At 40.7% G+C, this 16,553-nt stretch carries 17 protein-coding genes, 2 tRNA genes and 1 pseudogene; 10 read left to right on the top strand and 10 right to left on the bottom strand.

Going from position 1 to position 16,553, the window contains the following annotated elements; all coding sequences use genetic code 11:
* Window positions 1–429: 429 nt before the first annotated feature.
* The 4 genes from MA_RS21660 to MA_RS29860 all read right to left on the bottom strand — a co-directional run bounded on the left by MA_RS21660 (window position 430) and on the right by MA_RS29860 (window position 3,123).
* Complete coding sequence (locus MA_RS21660; RefSeq protein WP_048065913.1) at window positions 430–1,611, bottom strand: radical SAM protein; 1,182 nt, start codon at window positions 1,609–1,611, stop codon at window positions 430–432.
* A 138-nt stretch (window positions 1,612–1,749) separates the two neighbouring features.
* On the bottom strand, window positions 1,750–2,637 hold the full coding sequence (locus MA_RS21655; protein WP_011024038.1) for a geranylfarnesyl diphosphate synthase: 888 nt from the start codon (window positions 2,635–2,637) through the stop codon (window positions 1,750–1,752).
* Window positions 2,613–2,993, bottom strand: coding sequence for a cytochrome c maturation protein CcmE (locus MA_RS21650; RefSeq protein ID WP_011024037.1), 381 nt, complete (start codon window positions 2,991–2,993; stop codon window positions 2,613–2,615). Before MA_RS21650 ends, MA_RS21655 begins: the two co-directional genes overlap by 25 nt.
* A 25-nt stretch (window positions 2,994–3,018) precedes the next feature.
* Window positions 3,019–3,123, bottom strand: a complete 105-nt coding sequence (locus tag MA_RS29860) for a CcmD family protein (protein WP_083755967.1) — start codon at window positions 3,121–3,123, stop codon at window positions 3,019–3,021.
* Window positions 3,124–4,232: 1,109 nt separating this feature from the next.
* On the opposite strand from MA_RS29860, the gene MA_RS21645 reads away from it, so the two are divergent.
* Window positions 4,233–4,304: transfer RNA gene (locus tag MA_RS21645), tRNA-Gly, on the top strand.
* Window positions 4,305–4,371: 67 nt separating this feature from the next.
* A tRNA-Leu gene (locus MA_RS21640) sits at window positions 4,372–4,456 on the top strand.
* Between the two features lie 185 nt (window positions 4,457–4,641).
* Here the strand turns inward: MA_RS21640 and MA_RS21635 are convergent.
* The 5 genes and pseudogenes from MA_RS21635 to MA_RS21615 all read right to left on the bottom strand — a co-directional run.
* Window positions 4,642–5,100 (bottom strand): phosphatase PAP2 family protein, encoded by a 459-nt coding sequence (locus MA_RS21635; RefSeq protein WP_157860377.1) that lies wholly within the window; start codon window positions 5,098–5,100, stop codon window positions 4,642–4,644.
* Between the two features lie 218 nt (window positions 5,101–5,318).
* Window positions 5,319–6,848, bottom strand: a complete 1,530-nt coding sequence (locus MA_RS21630; protein ID WP_048065911.1) for an MBL fold metallo-hydrolase — start codon at window positions 6,846–6,848, stop codon at window positions 5,319–5,321.
* Window positions 6,849–7,072: 224 nt separating this feature from the next.
* Window positions 7,073–7,525 carry a GIY-YIG nuclease family protein gene (locus MA_RS21625; protein ID WP_226990683.1) on the bottom strand — a complete coding sequence of 151 codons (453 nt, stop codon included), beginning with the start codon at window positions 7,523–7,525 and terminating at the stop codon, window positions 7,073–7,075.
* Between the two features lie 26 nt (window positions 7,526–7,551).
* The gene (locus tag MA_RS21620) at window positions 7,552–8,511 is read right to left on the bottom strand and encodes an ADP-ribosylglycohydrolase family protein (protein ID WP_048065910.1); all 960 of its coding nucleotides are present in this window, start codon (window positions 8,509–8,511) and stop codon (window positions 7,552–7,554) included.
* A 308-nt stretch (window positions 8,512–8,819) separates the two neighbouring features.
* Window positions 8,820–9,026: pseudogene (locus MA_RS21615) on the bottom strand (IS630 family transposase); the annotation flags it as partial.
* Window positions 9,027–9,101: 75 nt separating this feature from the next.
* Between MA_RS21615 and MA_RS21610 the strand changes: the two are divergent.
* The 8 genes from MA_RS21610 to MA_RS29040 all read left to right on the top strand — a co-directional run bounded on the left by MA_RS21610 (window position 9,102) and on the right by MA_RS29040 (window position 14,744).
* Entirely contained in the window at window positions 9,102–9,677 is a 576-nt protein-coding gene (locus tag MA_RS21610; RefSeq protein WP_048065908.1) for a hypothetical protein, read from the top strand.
* Window positions 9,674–9,940 (top strand): hypothetical protein, encoded by a 267-nt coding sequence (locus tag MA_RS21605; protein ID WP_011024030.1) that lies wholly within the window; start codon window positions 9,674–9,676, stop codon window positions 9,938–9,940. The genes MA_RS21610 and MA_RS21605 overlap by 4 nt, the downstream gene beginning before the upstream one ends.
* 235 nt (window positions 9,941–10,175) lie before the next feature.
* Entirely contained in the window at window positions 10,176–10,580 is a 405-nt protein-coding gene (locus MA_RS27660) for a hypothetical protein (protein ID WP_011024029.1), read from the top strand.
* Complete coding sequence (locus MA_RS21595) at window positions 10,577–11,065, top strand: hypothetical protein (protein WP_011024028.1); 489 nt, start codon at window positions 10,577–10,579, stop codon at window positions 11,063–11,065. The genes MA_RS27660 and MA_RS21595 overlap by 4 nt, the downstream gene beginning before the upstream one ends.
* Entirely contained in the window at window positions 11,062–11,631 is a 570-nt protein-coding gene (locus MA_RS21590) for a hypothetical protein (RefSeq protein WP_011024027.1), read from the top strand. Before MA_RS21595 ends, MA_RS21590 begins: the two co-directional genes overlap by 4 nt.
* Before the next feature lie 85 nt (window positions 11,632–11,716).
* On the top strand, window positions 11,717–12,043 hold the full coding sequence (locus MA_RS21585) for a hypothetical protein (protein WP_011024026.1): 327 nt from the start codon (window positions 11,717–11,719) through the stop codon (window positions 12,041–12,043).
* 169 nt (window positions 12,044–12,212) lie between these two features.
* Complete coding sequence (locus MA_RS21580; protein WP_011024025.1) at window positions 12,213–14,186, top strand: DUF927 domain-containing protein; 1,974 nt, start codon at window positions 12,213–12,215, stop codon at window positions 14,184–14,186.
* Between the two features lie 150 nt (window positions 14,187–14,336).
* Window positions 14,337–14,744: a hypothetical protein gene (locus MA_RS29040; protein WP_011024024.1), complete on the top strand. Its 408-nt coding sequence runs from the start codon at window positions 14,337–14,339 to the stop codon at window positions 14,742–14,744.
* Window positions 14,745–14,770: 26 nt separating this feature from the next.
* On the opposite strand, the gene MA_RS21575 is transcribed toward MA_RS29040, so the two are convergent.
* The gene (locus tag MA_RS21575; protein WP_011024023.1) at window positions 14,771–16,057 is read right to left on the bottom strand and encodes a transposase; all 1,287 of its coding nucleotides are present in this window, start codon (window positions 16,055–16,057) and stop codon (window positions 14,771–14,773) included.
* Window positions 16,058–16,553 lie beyond the last annotated feature (496 nt).

Here is a 16,553-nt window from a genome sequence, read left to right as displayed (position 1 = left end):
TACGGGTTTTTTAATGTTATATATTTTAATTCGTTATATATATACAAAAATCATAGAATGGAAATTCCTGTTCAAGCTCCTCTTTTACTTGTGAATATGTCCAGATAAGATTCCAGTATAATATTTCTGGTTCCATTTACTATTTTAAACAGAAATTGGAAAAATAAGGATAAAAATCTCTCCTGACACTCTAAACTTCAAAAAAATATTATAGAAGGATGTGCAGGGAAAAAGAGATAAAACTGAAGATTGTCAGGTAAGATAAAAAGCTGGAAAATGAATCCTGAATATACGAAAACTCCTTAAATACACTGAAAAATACAAAAAACCGAAATAATAAATCTCTTATAATGTTAAAAAAGATGAAAGAACCTGATAAAGGCAAAAAAACCAGAAATAAGGTCCCCTTTTGAGAGTATTAAAATAGAATTATTTAAGCCGGTAAGGAATTTTTGCTCCTTTGGGAATGGTATGTATGTACTCCTTCCGGAATTCCGGGTTTCGCATCATGCAATAGGCTGCGTCATCCTTTTTGTAAGCATTATGTTTCCCCATGCGCCTCCAGATGGTCTCCAGGGGCTCTTCGGAGACATTGCCAAAAGATAGTGGAGTATACGCACAGGGCATTACCTCTCCGTCCGAAGCGACATGCATCCAGCGCCTGCCAGCAAAGCATCCGAAAAGTTCAGGTCCCATAAAATAGGGAAAAGCCGTAACCCTCGGACCTTCAGGTTTGCTATTCGTGGATTTCTGGAAACTCTGAAGCCTCGAGACGTCCTTTTCGCTTATTACCTCGTCCTCGTGCTCAAGCCAGCGCCCTACCGCAATGATCTCATAAATTGACATTTCCTTCATTTCCAAATCGGCTGCAAGGGAGTAAAACTCCTCAAGGTCATCGATGTTATGCGGTGATACAACGACAAACATGTCAGTAAGGATTCCTGCAGCATTTGCATTCTTTATCCCGTCAATTGCATCTTTGTATGCCCCGGTTCGGCCTCTGATGCGGTCATGCTCGGCTTCAAAAGGACTATCAAGGCTAATCCTTGTGGCATACAGCCCTGCAACCTTAAGGGCCTTCGCTCTTTCTTCGGAGAGCTTGAAGCCTGAAGTAAAACATGTGGCAATTGCTCTTGTCTTGTTTACCCTGGCAACCATCTCAACGAGGTCATTTCTGAGCATCGTCTCCCCGCCATCAAAGGAAACCAGATAGGCTCCAAGGTCAAGGCTCTGGTCAATAGCGGAACAGATTTCATCCAGAGTCAGTTCCTTTTCAGGTTTTATGTCGGCTGCCCCGCAATGAATACACCTGTTTGGACAGCGAGCGGTAATCCCTATTGAAAATTGATCCGGAACGCGCTTCTTCCTTATGGCGGCAATTTCAGCACTTATAACCCTGCTGAAAACAGGGCCCGGGATAGGGGGAATCCAGGTAGAAAATATAATCTCTTCTTCGCTTATTGAAATTGGTTTTTCTTCCGCAAAGATGTTATTTATACGTTTCAGAAAGGGTTTTGCAAGGTGGGAAAGAGGGCCTTCTGCATCGAGCACCATCTTTTCATTTTCCGTGCTGGCGTTTACCTTAATCACCGGGCTATCATATACTCGCATGGATACACCTGATAAAGTTAGTGTCAAAAGCTGAAAACTTTAAGGGTTTAAGTAAGAAACTAAATGGTATCATTTGTGGCATTTTAGATCCAGGAATTTGACAGAGTTAATTCATTTTTCAGGATGAGCGGGACTAAATCAGATATTCTCAAGCATGTCTACAGTTATATAATCCGTTATCTGGAAAAGTTTATTCCTTGCCGAACATGCTCTGAATGTTCCCAGGGTTTCTTTTGCGGCACTAACGTGCTGCTTTACAGAACCTATGGACTTTTCTAAGGCTTCTTCCTTTGACATCTTCCTCATGTAAATGTGCGGCAAGGTTTCAGACGTGAATTTGGACTCCTTGCCCTCAACAACTTCTAAAAATTCAAGGATGTCATCAACAATCTGGTATGCAGTTCCCAGGGAATTTCCAAAGAAGCTAAAACGCTCCGCAAGAGCCTCATCAGCTCCTCCGGTATATGCTCCAATGGATGCACTGATTGCGAATAGAGAAGCTGTCTTTTTATATATGCATTTAAAATAATCGTCTTCTCCGAACTTATCGTCATCAAGCCTCAGGTCAAGAACTTCTCCTTCCGCCATATCCATTCCGGCTTTTCCGAAGTCCCTAATGACTTTTTCCCCATAAGGAGATATAAAAGCAATTGATTTTGCAATGAGATAGTCCCCACAGAGCAGGGCTCTGGAAGGCCCGAATTTTTCGGGGGCAGAGGGCAGGTTCCTTCGGATAAGTCCCTGATCAAGCAGGTCATCATGAATTAAAGAAGCCGAATGCATCATTTCAACAGCAAGGGCAGCATCAAGGCTCCGGGAATACGAGCCTGAACAGATCTCACTGGCCAGAAGCAGGATAATTGGCCTAATTCGTTTTCCACCGAAATGACAGACATGTTCAACCATTTTTTTTAAGCTGGAGTCCTCTATCCGGGCAATTGAGTCCTCGATCCCGGCTTCAACATATCTGTATTCTTCCCACTCTTCAATATTCATCAATATTACTCCGTATACTTTGACGGGCATCCGGTAATGATCTTATTTGCCTCAAACGTAGATTCGGAAATCATTGTTCCGCTGACGGTTACCTGTTTTCCTTCGGCAAGATTAGAAGGGAGGTCTCCTACATAGTTCACATGTATCTTAAGGTTTTCATCATTTTCGTCTTCCAGTTCAAATGATGTCACACCAGGAGCCTTTTCAAGGCTTCCTGCTTCTACGATTCCTACGGCATTCACATTCTTCCCGGTATAGCCCTGAGGGTCAGAGAGCAGCTCAGATACTGCAAGGTATCCTTCTGAAGAGTCGACTCCGTATAACCCTATAAGGAACACACCAGCAATAAAAGCAACTGCAAGCAGTGATTTCTTTTTTTTATTCATTTTAAAACCCCGTATGGCTCGATCATTACATTAATCTTTTGTTGAACTCCGCATACGTCTTGAGTAGTGAAAGGAGGTAGGCAAATATGAGTATCCAGCTGATTGCAAACGCCAGAATAAAAGGTTCCATTCTTATCACATCTCTTTGCTATCAGTTTCTTCATCCTGATTTTGAATCCAGGGCAAGGTAGAGAAGAAAGCTGGTTTTGAAATCTTGTGTCTAGCTCTATATAAGAGTATATATTCCTTCTCAGAGAAATAAGATTCCCGGGAAAGCAGGGAAAATTCTAATTTTATTCTCCACATTAAAAATAATAATAGTTATTTTTATCCTAAGTTTGAAATATTATTTCCAATGTATTATATTATCTTTCCTATATTTATAATGTCAGAAACTTTTCAAAGTAGATGCCCGAAGGAGAAGCGCTTTTCTTTTAAAAAGTAGCAAAAAACGATTAGTTTGCCTGGAATGTTCGCTTCAAACCTAATCAAATTTATCTCATTGTTCTACCTGTATTTTGTGAGTTTTACTCTAAAATATTCCTGTTAAAAAACCCATTTTTCAGGCTAGCAGGGTTAACAATAAAATAAAATGGCTCGTATAAAATTTGACTATACATCTCACGATATTTATCGTGACAATCGTGATAATTCGACTGATGCTTTCAATTCTTTTCTAAATGTTTCTTTTACACGGTTCAATAGTGTTAAAGGTTCAATAGTGTTAATTTTATTCAGCTTCAAGGCTCCTTTTGGCCACCAGTTAATCAGTTAGTCCTTATTTATATGTCCATTTATTTTATCCGAGAAGATCGCCCTCTAGGACTGTAAGAACACATTCTTATATTTGGATTTGAAAATACATATAAAAAGTCTCATATCTGCGTATAAATCCAGATTCTTTTCTTACCGGTGACAGGTGGCTTAGATCCCAGCACCGCGGGGGAGAAACCCGAAAAGTCATTTTCAGTTGTTCTGAATAATATTTATCAGCTGATTAATCAGACTATTGAGAATTAAGAAAGAAAATGGTAAGGGTTAATCCGGAAAGTTTTGAATTAAGAGAGGGATAATTAGGATTAAACCCGGGAGAATTTCATAAAAATGAGGCAAATTATGGTGAGTTATGGTGAGGGGAAAGAGAGATTTGCTGTACTTATTCTTAAGTGTGTGAAAAAAATGTATTATGTCAAGCGAAAACATTATATTTAACAAATACCTCTAAAGGTGTTGCAGTTTGCGTTGATGGTCTAGCGGCTATGACTTGGGCCTTCCAAGCCCAAAACCCGGGTTCGAATCCCGGTCGGCGCATTTAACCTTTTTCAATAGTTTTAAAGTTTCTTTTTTCTTATTTTACCACAACCAGAGACATTTTAGTGCGAGGGTTGCCCAGCTAGGTCAAAGGCGATGGGCTTAGGACCCATTTTCGTAGGAATTCGTGCGTTCGAATCGCACCCCTCGCATTTTCTTTTACTTGGATTTTTTCCTTAGATTGTTTTCCATTTAGATTGTTTTCCATTTAGATTGTTTTCCATTTAGATTGTTTTCTATTTACACTGATCCGTTTTTATTTCTTCCGATAAGGTTGAACATTCGGATTTCCAGACAATATCAGGGCTGCTGAAGAGTTTGATCTAAAGCCCTGTCTTCACTTTCCTGCCGGGGTTCCGGAGTTACCTAAAAGCCCGTACTTTGTCAGCATCTTTTCGACATAAAGCCAGAATATTCCGGCCAGGCAGCCGATAAATGCACCTACGATCACATCCGAAGGGTAATGAACTCCTATAAATATCCGACTCAAACTTACTGTAATGGCAAAAACCCAGACTAAAAGTTTGTATTTTCCTGCCCTCGGATGTAAAAATATAGCCAGAGCAAAGGACATGAGAGAATGCCCGCTCGGCATGGAGTATCCCGTGGTGCAGGTCACAAAGCGGACGTCTTCAGGTCTTGGGACTTCAAAAACAGGCTTCAAAGCCAGAGCCAGAGCCCAGGCCGATACGAGTAAGGCAAGGAAAAGGATCGTTTGCTCCCTCCCTTTATAATAGTAGAGTATAGCAATAATCAGGAAAAGAAAATAATCGAATTTAAGGCTTACAAATAACATGAAAGGGTCTAGAAAGGAAAAAGAGTTTAGAAACATCAGGACATAATAATCGAACTGAGAAAACATTGACAAGCAGGATCACTTCTTAGCTTTGCCGAATACCAGGGCTAAAACGGGTTATCTTAATTTAATTTGTTTATTTTCGGATTTCAACCTATCTATTTTCTAAAGAGCTAATTTTCTGCCTATGCTTTTCTCTTACATTTTCCTCTTACTTTCTACGGAGTTTTTCTTGCAAGGTATCTCTCTGAACCGGAATGTTCGACAAGCTTTCCGCCTTCAAGTTCGGATACTGATCCATGTCCGCAGCAGATGAGGCATTTCTTGCCTTTCTTTGAAAGCTCGCTTTCAAGTTCAAGTATCAGGGACATGAGGGCGTTTCGTTCTTCTCTTGCAAGGGTGCTGTCTACATTTACCGATGTCATGAGGTAATCGGCAAGGATATTGTACTCCGTCCTCTCCTGGCTCAGGCTCCTGAAGTTAATCACCGCGTCCTGGGGGAAGATAAGCCCTTCTTCAGGGCACAGGTAAAAGATTTCCCCATGCATGTGTCCTCCCAGACCCTGAAGGGCTTCAAACTCAAGGTCTCCTATCCTGAAGCGAGCAATAAGCGGAAAAGCTCCCCTTTTCTCGACTTCTTCGGCCTGAACCGGGATCTCGGGGAAAAGAATTACATTTGAAGGAGGGGTGAACCTTGAAAAGAGATTAATCATTTTTGTGTAGATCTCTTCTAAGATGCAGCCCTGGTTGCTGGATCCGTAAGCTCTACTGGTTTCCCGCGTGATTTTCAGGGTTTCCTTATTGAGGTAAGAAGGGGCGGCAAAATAGCCTGCAGCTCCGCAGTGGTCCGCGTCTGCATGGGTAATGTAGATCCTTTTAAGGAGGCTCAGGTCTCCAAGCCCGTAGTGCTGGAGCGCATTCACTACATCCGGCTGGTATATCCCGTATCCCGTATCGATCATGACCCTTTCGTCAGGAGTATCGAAAAGATAGATGTTTCCTCCGCAGGGCAGCTGGAAGCAGAAAAGTTCAATTCCGTCCTTTATCCTGACCCTTTGCACATCGGCATAAAAGCCTTCCCCTGAAGTCCGGCTGAGGGTTTCCCCGACTTTGAGGATGTTTTCAAAGACCTCAACAGGGTCTTTCCGCAGGTTTGAGAGCTCCTGGGCGATGTGGTTGATGTCGTGCAGAAATTTCATTAAAAAAGCATCTTCTGCGTTTCCGACATAGTTCCTTAATTTCTGGGCAAGTCGGAGGTAAAAAACAGTGTCATCGAGCTTTTCTCCTGTGGTGTCATACTCAACGATCTCAAGCCTGTACTTTGATTTGAGCCGGTTCAGGAGTGCATCTATAAGGCTGGCATCTTCGATGTTCAGGCTCACGACAAGCCTTTCGGGGTGCTGCCCCTGGTCATCAAAGTCGAGAAAAGTGATATTTGCCCCTGAAGAAGTAGTATGATTCAGGAAATCGAATAATGCTCCGGGGCAGTTCGGGAGATAGACATTGAATTTCAGAAACGCCACAGGTTGCAGGGAGGTTTGGAGGTACCCTATTCTTTCCAGCTCCTCAAGGATTTTCCGATAAGCCCGGGAAGCTGCCGTCACCTCGAAAAAAACGGTGTTCCTGTCGATCCTCCGGTCATACTGTATCCGGTTGATGTTTCCTTCATACCGCGTGATTATCTCGGCTGCTCTGTGCAGGGCTCCGGGCTTATCGGGCATGCAGGCGATAAAAGAGAAGTGTTCCATGAAACATCCCCTGATCAGGTAAAAACCGTTTTTCTGGTTAATTTAGATAAAATCCTGCCTTACTTTAAACTTTCCCGTTTCTGTAAAAAAGAAGGACTAAAGAAAAATAATAATTCGTTACTCAATAATAATTCATCATTCAATAATAGTTCAATGCTCAATAATAATAACGTCATTCAATAATAGTTCAGCACTCAATAATAATAACGTCGTTCAATTATAGTTCAGCACTCAAGCACAACAGCCCGGAGCCCAAGCGCTTCAAAAATCCCTTTGACCTCTGAAAGAGGGTTATCTTTCCTGTAAAAAAGATGGGATTTGCAGGCACAGTCCGTGCACCCGAAGCCCTGAACCGAATCTCCTCCGAGTCCGCGGGCAAGTTCGCACTCAAGCCGGGCAGAAGTGGCGGCACAAACTGCCCATGTCAGTCTGAATGAAGAATTCAGGTGTAGATAATCGACATGCCATCTGGGTTTTTTATCCTTCTTTAAAGAAAGGTCGATATGCCTTTTGACCCGCTTCATGCCTCCGGGTCCGAGCGCCGAGCCTGTGTAGATATGAAAACCTTCAGAAAACGAAAAAAAGCCTTTTTTCCCTACTTTAATTACGCAATCCAGGTTTTCGAATACCAGGCAGTAAACTCCTTTTTCGGAAAAATCCATTTTCGAAAAATCCATTTTCAAAGACCTCTGGTTTTAAGATCTCACTTCATCCCTGAAACCTGAAAATACTTTTCAAGCAGAGGCATAACCATTCCTTCTAGTTTCTCTTTTTCCTTCAAGGCTTTAACCCAGGAGGTCGGAACTGCTTCGATTCCGAGTCTTGCCCCGAGAATTCCGCCTGCAACACTACCCACTGAATCCGAGTCTCCGGTTATGTTCACCGCAGTCTGAACGGCTTTTTTGTAATCATCAGGATATCTCAGGATGCAGAAATAGGAAAGTGCAAAGGTTTCATCTGCATACCAGCCCTGACCGATTTTCTGGAGAGCCTCTTCGTCGCTTAAATTACTGTGAGCAATCTCATAAGAGCCTTTGAAGGCTTCCGTAAACTCGTCAGAAATGCCTTCTATTACCTTGAGAAGGGGTAAAAACATATCTTCAGGGGCCACCCCATCAAGAGCCAGTTTTACTGCATATGCTCCTGCAATGGATGCGGCGTCTGCGGTTGGATGGGAGTGAGTAATTCTGCCGGAAAGAGAGGCGGCTTTAATCAATTTTTCCGGATCATTCTGGAAAATGAAGCCAAGAATCCCTACCCTCATAAGGCTTCCACACGTTTTTGAATTTATTCCTGACATGCTCCAGGGAATCCCGTCCCTGAGATTGAGGGCTGCACCTCTGGTCGTCGCTCCTGCACCAAGGTCGGGTTCATCCAGCCACAGGATAAGTTCTTCTGCAATCTTATCCATAAGTCTGGGAAGTTCGAGTTCTGCTCCATTCAGAAGGCCACGGGCAAGCACAAGCATTAACTGAGTATCATCAGTCCAGGGGGACTCAGGAGGAAACTCAAGGATTCCATCTTCTCCGTATTTCCCCCTTATTTGTTCAAGGGTCAGGCGTTCTACGGGGCGGCCGAGGGCATCGGCACAGGCTGTGCCGAAGAGGTAGCCTCGGAGTTTGTTTTCGATATTCAGAGCGTCTTCCATATTTCTGATTATCATTGTGTCTATCAATACATAGTTGATGTTTTTATAATTAAGTTTCTAATGTAGCAAATGTTTACTTTTCTATAGACTGAAGTATATCTGCTCTAACTAATATCACTGAATTACCGAAAAGTTCGAGAGAAATCACTAAGGTTCTATCCGAAAAGTCAAAAGTGGCACGTTGTAAAAGTTACAATAGATCTAAATATCCGGGAATCTATTTCAGTTTTGCATATTGTATATTGTAAAAGTTATAGCAGATAACCACTTTTCGAATAGCCCCTAATCTAGTATATCGATTCCGAATTAATTGCATATTTGTTTCATATTGCAATTCCACCGGGAATCCTGTCTTCTCCTTCAACTTTATATTTCCACACAAATACCACAGGTTCCTCATTGAGTAAATTTATGTATTGATCGATCCTGTTCTTTAATTCCATTATTGATTTTACTCTTATTGCCTTTAAAAAGCCTCTACTCATTTTGCTTGTGAAACTTTCAATAATATTCAACCATGATGCATGTTTTAGGCCAATGCTCTCTCGTTATTATTCAACCCGCCCTGACCAGAACTGTGTTTCTGATGAAGGGAGGGGTGTTTGATGTTCGTTCCTGGAATAATGAGCTGCAGCTCTATCAGGAAATGCAGGTTCTTTAGAAGGCAAGGGTCCAATTGTTTTTGTCAGCTTGCAGGAAAACCGCTCAGGTATATCCGCAGATGCCCGATACGCCAGGACAGCCCCCAGGATCCGGAGGGCATGAACAAATCTTTCAAGCCATCCGTCAAAGCCTGCAAAGGCTGTGGAAACTTAATCTGGACTTTTCTTCTAGGAAGGGGCCGGCATATCTGCTCTGTCTCTGACAAGACCCCAGGAAACATGGCAGAATGCCCCCTTCAGGCATCTGAACGAAGACTGGATCAACTGAACCCAATTAGAGAAAATCTGCAAGAAATGGAAAAGGTGATGGAAAAAGCCTGTAGGGTCAGCCCTGAGAATTCAAGAAAAAATGATCCAATCGCGAACTTTGTAGATGATCTAATACTTTTTGGAGGTCTGAATGTTTCGTTCACCTCCCCGCAGGCAAGAAAAGATCGGGAAGAATATCAGGAAATTGTCAGCTGCATTGTGAAGGCTGCCAGGAAGCACGGCTATGAGATCCCGGAGGAAGAGGCATGAGTACCCCCGTGGTAATTTCCCGAAAAAAGATGGGGGAGGCTGTAATAAGAGATGTTCCCTGCTGTCCGGAGTGCAAAAGAACGAGTATACATAGAAGGATAAAATCAAAAATCTGGATCTGTGATAAATGCGGCTGGTCCGGGAAAAAACCTGGGAAAAAACCTTCAATCTATGTTGTGAATTTGCCGAAGGCCTTGAAGGAAAGGTTTGCTCGAGAAACAGAGCAAAAAGAGCAAAAAAACCCTGAGGGGGCAGAGGCATGAACGCCCGTGATGTCCTCCTGTCCCCTGTCTACATCACTGGAATGCTCCTTGCAATCCTCGCTTGTGGATTGGTGTACCTGTTCTTTGACTTAACGGAGGTAGAAGCATGAGCAGGAAACCCCATTATCCCAGGATCTGCAGGTCCGGAATAGATTCCCAAATCAGATTCAAGAGTTTATCAAATCCTGATACCAGGAGGGCTTTAAGGGGGAAATCTTATGTCTGCTAACAATCCTTGGGAGTCCTCAAAAACCATAAAAATATTTTCATGCCTGATATTGTTTTCAGGGTTGATATTTGGAATATCGTTATCAATGGCTGGATATTCCTATATTTTTTCAATTTTCTTGTCGGTTCTCACAATAGGTTCTGCTGTAACTCTGCCTGCTTGTCTGCTTTCAGGAGGGAGAGTATGAACTTCCTATATAGAGAATATACAGGGACTAATGCTTCCATAATTGGGTTCCTGGCTTTAGGGGGCTGTGCTGCAAGTCTGGTTCTTGCATTATATCCCTTCTCTCGTGAAATGCGTATAGGTTTGGCATTTGCGTATCTACTTTTGTTTTTTATTTGCGCAAAGATAGACGAGCATTTCCGGAAAAAACAATTTTCAGACCTTAAGCAGGGGGTGGGCCAGTGACCCTCAGCATAGACGACGAAAAACGTTTCTGGGAATTGCATAAAAAAGTATGTGGTTTTGAAGGGGAATTTGAAAAACACATATGTTTAGGCTCGGAAACATACTACTGTCCCAAATGCAATTCTCAATATTACATTGACGGGGGCTGTTTCTTTGGGGATGTAGTAACATCCATTGAAGCCGAAATAGAGGAGGACTCTCCAGAGTTTGCAATATTGCAGGAATTAAGGCCTGAAATCCTTGAGTTTGCCCTTGCAATAGAGCAGGTTCTGAAGGAAAAAGACGATTCCTGGAAGACAAAAAACATATATGGTCTTATTCTCGAATTACGCGCGGAACTTAAAGAAGTTTATGGCATTACAACGGAACTGGCTTTTGCTAATGAGGGTTTTCCTGATGTCTTAAACCGATTACAGGGTAAATTAGAGGAACTAGGGACATTTGCCGTGATGCTCTGGCACAGGACCAAGGAGGCACAGCAATGAACCAGCAAAAGGAATTTAGGGTATGCTGCAAAACCTGCCGGAACTATGCCTGTAACTCTAGAAATCATGGTGTGGGCTGCTGGGGCTGCCATAAATCCACTCATGATGAGGATAGCCAGGACTGCAGGACCTGTACAGACCTGTACAGAAAAATGTCCTCAATATGTTCCAGGGGGCTTCTGATGGTCAGCAGCCAGTTTGTAGCCTCAAAAAACGGAGAGTATTTTGAAAACTTTGTTGGAATTATGGTCCCAGGTCTTGAACTCACCAGAGGGGACATAGATGCAAAGCTGGATGATACTGATATTGAAATAAAAAGCTGTCAGTTCGAAGTCATCGACAACAGCCATAATTGCAGGTCCAGATCCGGCAGGTTCATGTTTAGAGACCACCAGCACGAGTTATTGAAGGAAAAATCAGGAGACTATATTTTTATAGTTCATCGAAATGGGAAGCCTCTATTATTTATCCAGGCCCCAGCTGCAGCTGTAAATCTTCCTCAATTTACCGGGACTAAAAGTCTCTCCTGGAGGACGCTATTCATGCAACTTGCCAGGAGGATCTAATATGTATCATTACGAAACCCTCCGGGCCCGGATCTGGGAGTTTATTGACCTGATTGAGCCCAAGAAAAAAACGGAGGGGGAGTAAATGATAGAAGAAAACGACAATGAAAAAGGGCTCACATTCAGAGATGAGATCCTCAGCAAATACCACAAAATACCGTTTGACCCGGAAATGGACCCCAAGGACCTGAATGAAGAATTAGCAGATATCCTGATCATGCATGCCGAGATCAGAGATATACTGAAGAAAAAACCGAATAAATGGAAAGTGGAAGACTTCAAGAAAGCAGCTGAAATCCTTGGAAAATATTTCGCAGATTGGGAACTAAATAAGATCCTTGAGGCCTGTGCTCAAGAGTCCTGGAAAAACCTGGATGAATCATTAAAATCAGAACCATGCGTCTTCGGTTAAGTGAGGAATCATGATAAATTGCCTCCATTTTCGTAACAGTTCTCAAAAACTGTATCCCATTGAGAGTTGGAACTGGGTATCGATTTCATGTAAAAAGGACAAAATTTAAGGCGACTTTTGGTGCAAAATCGATATCCTTCAGGCAAGAAAATTCCTTAACCGATGACCAATGAAATCAGAACTAAAAGAAAAATACTATTCAAGAGAAGAACAGTCTTCAGAATATGATTTCACTATAGATTTTGATATACATCCCTTCAGGATCTCAAAAACCGGCATAGAAAAATACTACAAATACGACAGGAAGGATGGCCAAGAGGTCGAAGGCTGGGAGATGGTAACCTGTACGCCCATAATCATTCACTCGATAGGTGAATGTGTGGATGATGAAGCTTACATGTACCAGATAAAATACAGGACCGTAATAGGCCAGGAGTTTTCGAAATGGGTAACTCCTGAAGTCCTGCTCACGTCAAGCATGAAAGAGCTGGTAAATTTAGGTCTTCAGTTTGTGGATGCTGATCAGAAAAATCTGAAATACTACTTTAAGCAGCTTTTAGGGTATGCCTACCAGATCCCAACAGAATTCACTGCTAGGACAAACGGCTGGAAAAAAGAAAACTCTATTTTTATCACAGGGTCCTATGCGCATATGGCACAAGGAAGAAAAGAAATCCTTGCTCTTACCGAAGAGATAGCAAGCGCATATGAAATTAAAGGAAATAAAAAAGAATGGATAGAAAACCTTACCCCTCTTCTCGAATATGACCTTATCCGGCTGAAGTGCTATGCAACCGTAGCAGCCATGCTTATCCGGTTCATTGGCGTGAAATCCTTCATAGTCCATAATTACTATGAGAGTAGCGGGCTTAAGTCCGTCTCCATGCAGCTGGCCAGCTCCCTGGTAGGCAACCCCCTTGAACTCATCAAGGATGCAGACAGCACCAAAGTAGGCATAGAAAAAACCCTGGAGTACAACACCGATACCCCTATCTATTTTGATGAAACCAGCAATAACGAAAAGTTCCGAGAAGCAATTTACATGATAGGGAATGAGCAGGGAAAAGGAAGGGGAAATAAGGAAGGAGGAATCGACAAAACTGGAAAATGGAAAACAGTGGTACAGACAACAGGAGAACAGCCTTTAACAAAAGCCAACAGCACTAACACAGGACAACAAATAAGAGTGCTGGAAATCTTCGAAGGAATTCCACGCCTAGACTCGGATTACATAGAGACGGTAAAGGATACGCTGGAAAATAATTACGGGTTATTTCTGGATGAAATAGTCCAGACTATTTTTAAAAGAAAGGACAAATTAAAACAGGTATATAAAAACCTGACTATGTTCTTTGATAAGTCAAATACCGTATTTGCCGACCGGTCCAAAACATATTTTGTTGCCCTTGCTGTAGGCGGTTTCATCCTGGAAGAAATCTTCGAGAAAAACGGGATCCCCACAAAAGACCCTCATAAGGTATGCAACAAGTACTATCAGAGAGTTGTAATTGAGGATCGCACAATACCATATTATTTGAGGGCACTTGACACAACTTATTCCTGGCACCTGAGAAACAAGAAGTTCTTTGAATACTCAAAGGAGCTGGACCCGGAAGAGATCTTTACCTATACAAGGGGATCTATAGAACTTTTTGGCTGGATTACAAAAGATGCCATATACTATGATCCGGACAAGTTGCATGATTATCTGGTATCCAAAGGTTTCAATTTTGAAAGGGTAATCCAGGACTGGAAAAACAATAATGTCTTAGAGCCCACAATGATGAAAACAGATACAGGCGAACTTAGATATAAGTCCTGGAAAAAATATACGGTAATAAACGGACAAAGAGTAAAAGGCGTAAAGATTCCATTTACCAGGTTACAGGAAGTTCTGGAAATAAGAGATGGTGAAATTTACGACATAAAGAACAGTGACGAAGTGAAGATAGAAGAGATTCATGTTTCATTGATAGAAGCTTGCAGTAAGTACTTAGCAGAGAATCAAAAATTTAAAAATGTATCATACTCTCCTGAAGACGTTGCAGACATGTTCATAAGATCGGAGGACAGAACAGAATTATTAATGTATGGAAGAGATAATATAGTAAAAGCCTTTAGAACCTGTAAAAACCGAAAATAAACTATTTTCTTTTTCATTTTTTCCTATTTTTCTTTTTTCTTGTTTTTTTCTTAATTTTAGAGACTTTTTATTATTTTCTGGTTTTTCGTTTTCCCTCTATATCGTGCAAAACAATAAAATTTTAATTATATTGATATATTTTTTCTATTTATGGGAAAAGGAAACATTGCAATAGATAAATCAATGATAAAAACGATAGTTGACGGCAAAATAATAATTCCTTTGCCAAAAGTTTTGGTTGGAAATCGATACTATCCCATGTTCTCTATATTCTCCCCTACTCAGTGTGATAGTTGTGGAAGTAAATTACATGTTAACTCTCATCACACTCGTTTTATTATATCACGTTACGGCACTATATCTCTGAGTCTTTTTAATTTTTTCTGGTTTTTCTTCAATCTCAAGACAACCACAAAATTTTATCCCAATTTGAGCAAATCAATTCACTCATTAAAAAATGTTGATTCATTCACACAAGCATCCACCAAAATTTTCCAAATTGTGGAACTATTTTTGTGGGAATTTCCGACAGCTACAGCTATAAGCCATCAAGTTTAAGAACTAATTATTCTCCAATTCTAGCATTATCCATATTGGAATCTTGCTCTCATTAAAGGTGAGAAACCTTTCCATTTTCCAGTGCTGAAACACCGTTTGTTGAAAAAAGTAAATAGATTGTAACAAAAATTAGTTAGTCCATTATCGGTTTTGAATGACCTCGCTTTGTCTACTATATCACATATCAAAGAAAATATCTGTTCCATTGTATTATCTTTCTCAGGTGTAAAACCTTTTTTCAAGAAGCTCACATTCTTGCTGAAAATCTCTTCGGCATAAGAAATCGCTTTATGAGACGCTTCAGAAAGTTCAAGATCAGAGTTAAATTCTCGTATCTTCTGAATATGCGCAACAGCACTGATAACCGTATCAGACAGTATCAATTGAGATATCTCATTGTAGGTAATCTTATCGTTATCTGGAATCTCTTCAATAGAACTGAATTCCTCATAATACCTCTTACTAACGTTTTTTAATTGATGAAACACACAAAAAGAATGAGTCACTTCAGGAAAGACCATTTTTACGGCTCCAATGATCGCTTTATCCTCATCAGAAACAATCTTTTTGATTTTATCTTCAGGAAATCGGTTCTTTATTCGTATAAAAAGAGGCATCAGAGCCTCAATTGTTGGTAACCTCTCAGTTACTTCAAAATCTAAAATGACCTTCTCTTTGGTAGCAACAACGTAAACAGATTTATATCGCATTTTTTTCCATTCTTTCTTTGTGAGTTTCGTTCCAATAAATTCTTCAAGCTTTTTTTTCCATCCATTCTTGATCCAATTCCCATCAACATACAATGTTTCTTCAAAGCTAACTCCTTGGTTCAAAAGTTCTTGCTTTGAAAGTTTTGCTAGTTTCTGTTCATATAACCACAATGAAGTGGGACAAGGAGCTCTTCCACAGACATTTATTACTCCTTCTGTATATGTTTCCCCAATTCGCCGAGAATTGTGCAGACTGCATCGTCCATCGTATCTGACATTTATTTGTGTATCATAATATTCAGAACTGTAATTTGCAGAACCCTGAACACCAATAACCTGATCATGATAATGTTTCTTACAAGTGGGACAAAGCCAGTATGTAACATTGAGAGATATAGTGCCGTAACGTGATATAATAAAACGAGTGTGATGAGAGTTAACATGTAATTTACTTCCACAACTATCACACTGAGTAGGGGAGAATATAGAGAACATAGGATAGTATCGATTTTCAACCAAAACTTTTGGCAAAGGAATTATTATTTTGCCGTCAACTATTGTTTTTATCATTGATTTATCTATTGCAATGTTTCCTTTTCCCATAAATAGAAAAAATATATCAATATAATTAAAATTTTATTGTTTTGCACGATATAGAGGGAAAACGAAAAACCAGAAAATAATAAAAAGTCTCTATAATTAAGGTATGATTAAACCTAATCATACCCTAATCATACCCTAATCACCCCTATTAAACGTTATCAGTTGACATGATTTTACCTAATCGTACCAAATTGAAGATATCAGAAAATATTTTTTGAAAAAACGTTTTTAGAACTATGCTCTATTCTTGAAATTTTAGAAAGATACTCTCATTTTTAGAGATAAATTCATCCAGGACTAGGACCTCAAGGTCTGGATCTGAAGGAAAATCTTCCTAGCCCGGGGTAAATTCTTCCTTGCAGCTGCACATAAAAACAGCATAAGTAACAGTTATACTCGTGAACCTAAGAAAGGCCTTCGAGGACCTGAAGCATCAGTACCAGGAAATTGAAGGAAAAAAAGGACAGCAAGAGATACTATAATATTAAAATTGAAT

The sequence above is a fragment of the Methanosarcina acetivorans C2A genome (genome assembly GCF_000007345.1).
Taxonomy (GTDB): domain Archaea; phylum Halobacteriota; class Methanosarcinia; order Methanosarcinales; family Methanosarcinaceae; genus Methanosarcina; species Methanosarcina acetivorans.
This window is presented reverse-complemented; position numbering and strand designations above follow the sequence as displayed.

Bases quoted from the DNA above. Each gene is read 5' to 3' on its own strand.
- MA_RS21660 (WP_048065913.1), bottom strand. From the start codon at position 1,611: ATGCGAGTATATGATAGCCCGGTGATTAAGGTAAACGCCAGCACGGAA.
- MA_RS21655 (WP_011024038.1), bottom strand. From the start codon at position 2,637: ATGCCCGTCAAAGTATACGGAGTAATATTGATGAATATTGAAGAGTGG.
- MA_RS21650 (WP_011024037.1), bottom strand. From the start codon at position 2,993: ATGAATAAAAAAAAGAAATCACTGCTTGCAGTTGCTTTTATTGCTGGT.
- MA_RS29860 (WP_083755967.1), bottom strand. From the start codon at position 3,123: ATGGAACCTTTTATTCTGGCGTTTGCAATCAGCTGGATACTCATATTT.
- MA_RS21635 (WP_157860377.1), bottom strand. From the start codon at position 5,100: ATGTTATTTGTAAGCCTTAAATTCGATTATTTTCTTTTCCTGATTATT.
- MA_RS21630 (WP_048065911.1), bottom strand. From the start codon at position 6,848: ATGGAACACTTCTCTTTTATCGCCTGCATGCCCGATAAGCCCGGAGCC.
- MA_RS21625 (WP_226990683.1), bottom strand. From the start codon at position 7,525: ATGGATTTTTCGAAAATGGATTTTTCCGAAAAAGGAGTTTACTGCCTG.
- MA_RS21620 (WP_048065910.1), bottom strand. From the start codon at position 8,511: ATGATAATCAGAAATATGGAAGACGCTCTGAATATCGAAAACAAACTC.
- MA_RS21610 (WP_048065908.1), top strand. From the start codon at position 9,102: ATGTTCGTTCCTGGAATAATGAGCTGCAGCTCTATCAGGAAATGCAGG.
- MA_RS21605 (WP_011024030.1), top strand. From the start codon at position 9,674: ATGAGTACCCCCGTGGTAATTTCCCGAAAAAAGATGGGGGAGGCTGTA.
- MA_RS21590 (WP_011024027.1), top strand. From the start codon at position 11,062: ATGAACCAGCAAAAGGAATTTAGGGTATGCTGCAAAACCTGCCGGAAC.
- MA_RS21585 (WP_011024026.1), top strand. From the start codon at position 11,717: ATGATAGAAGAAAACGACAATGAAAAAGGGCTCACATTCAGAGATGAG.
- MA_RS21580 (WP_011024025.1), top strand. From the start codon at position 12,213: ATGAAATCAGAACTAAAAGAAAAATACTATTCAAGAGAAGAACAGTCT.
- MA_RS29040 (WP_011024024.1), top strand. From the start codon at position 14,337: ATGGGAAAAGGAAACATTGCAATAGATAAATCAATGATAAAAACGATA.
- MA_RS21575 (WP_011024023.1), bottom strand. From the start codon at position 16,057: ATGGGAAAAGGAAACATTGCAATAGATAAATCAATGATAAAAACAATA.